Origin of the sequence: Sphaerospermopsis aphanizomenoides BCCUSP55 (assembly GCF_001586785.1) — a bacterium.
In the GTDB taxonomy this organism is placed as follows: domain Bacteria; phylum Cyanobacteriota; class Cyanobacteriia; order Cyanobacteriales; family Nostocaceae; genus Sphaerospermopsis_A; species Sphaerospermopsis_A aphanizomenoides_A.
Genome location: NZ_LUFH02000216.1, coordinates 1 through 1,441, shown reverse-complemented (window position 1 = coordinate 1,441; position 1,441 = coordinate 1). Strand labels below are relative to the sequence as shown.

Below are 1,441 nucleotides of genomic sequence, written 5' to 3'. Positions count from 1 at the left end.
GTCGACATCAATCGAGAACGTGGAGAGCGGGTTCGCGGAGGCTTCCAGAAACGGGTTCTCGGTGATGGCATCGTACGTTTCTGTGTTGAATGTTCTGGTGACGCGTCCCCCGTCGCCGGGATCCGCGACGGCCATCGCGGTTCGGGCCACACCGCGGGCCTGGGCAGACTCCCCTGCGGAGCCTTTGAACTGCCGGACAGGCCTTTCCCAACCGGAGCTTACCTCCCTGAGACTCATCGTACCCGCCAAACCGGCTGCCGCGTTCCCTGAGGCATCCTGTTCCCGCGCCCGGACGTTTGGCGCGGCGCCCGGTGTGGCGGCTGTCGCGACGGCAGTCGTCATGAATTGTTCATCAGCAGCCAGAGGTGCCGCGGGGCCGGCCGGCTTCGATGTCTCGGCAACCTTGAGCGCCTCTTCAGGAAGGACCTGCGGAATGGGTTCAGGCGCCTTGGATTTCGCCACCACGTAACCGCCCGATTCGCTGGAGCGCTTGCTTTACTCCTGCGGCTGCGGGTTCGTCCATGGCAGGCTTGGGAGGACGAGCAGGCAGGCTGCGAGCGCCGCGAGCGATGTCGCGACCACCCTCCGGCGGATCGAGCGCGCCCTGCGGGTCTCCTCCAGGTTGCGCCGAACCGCCGCCAGGAGCCCGGACCTCCGCTCCCCGCCCAGGTCCTCCTCCGGGGCGCAGGCCAGCGCCGCGCAGGCTGCCGTGATCTCCTCAAGCTCCTTTTGGAGCTCCGGCGAGCCGGCGAGTTCTTTTTCAAACGCCTCGCGCTCGCTGCCGGAGAGTTCGCCAAGCGCGTAGGCTGTGACATGGTGGGTTTTCATGGATGAACCTCCTCGCGGTTCCAGGACGCTCTGAGGGATTGGATGGCATTGTGGAGCTGGACGCCCACGTTGGAGACGCTCATGCGCAGGACCTCTCCAATCTCTTTGTAGCTGAGGCCGGCTTCGAATTTGAGCCGCACGAGTTCCTGCTCGCGCGGGGTGAGCCGGCTCACGAGGCTGCGAAGCCGTCCGACATCCTCGCGGAGGCCCGCCTCAGCGGCAGGATCCGGTGCGCCGGAGGATGCCTCGGTTTCCTCCAGAGGCTCCTCGCGGACGCGCACCCCCCTTCTGGCGTGGGCGAGCGCGCAGTTCCGGCAGACAAGAAAAAGCCATGGGGCGAGGCGGGGGGCCAGGGAAACGACATCCTGGCGGCTCAACCGCAGGAAGGTGTCCTGAACCGCATCCCTGGCGGATTCCAGGTCTCCCGTGATCCCCCGTGCGTGGCTGATGAGCGGCCGCTCGTATCTGGCCAGGGCGTCTTCGATGATCAGTTCGGGAGACATGGTCTTCTGTGGGGTCAACGGCTCGCGATGCGGTTTATTAAAACTTTTTTTGCCCGGACCCCTAGCGTAGGCCGGATTTCCGGTGGCGACCCGCAAAAAATCAGGCATGC

The 1,441-nt window shown here is 65.4% G+C and carries 3 protein-coding genes; all 3 read right to left on the bottom strand.

Translation table 11 applies throughout. From position 1 onward, the window contains the following. Nucleotides 1-462, bottom strand: a 462-nt coding sequence (locus A0J48_RS27680) for a VWA domain-containing protein (protein WP_200327528.1), incomplete at its 3' end; no start/stop codon positions are given. 33 nt (nt 463-495) lie between these two features. Further along, on the bottom strand, nt 496-828 hold the full coding sequence (locus tag A0J48_RS26350) for a hypothetical protein (RefSeq protein WP_200327527.1): 333 nt from the start codon (nt 826-828) through the stop codon (nt 496-498). Next, nucleotides 825-1,441 (bottom strand): RNA polymerase sigma factor (locus tag A0J48_RS26345; protein WP_234301185.1); only part of this gene is annotated, 617 nt, incomplete at its 5' end. The genes A0J48_RS26345 and A0J48_RS26350, both read right to left, overlap by 4 nt.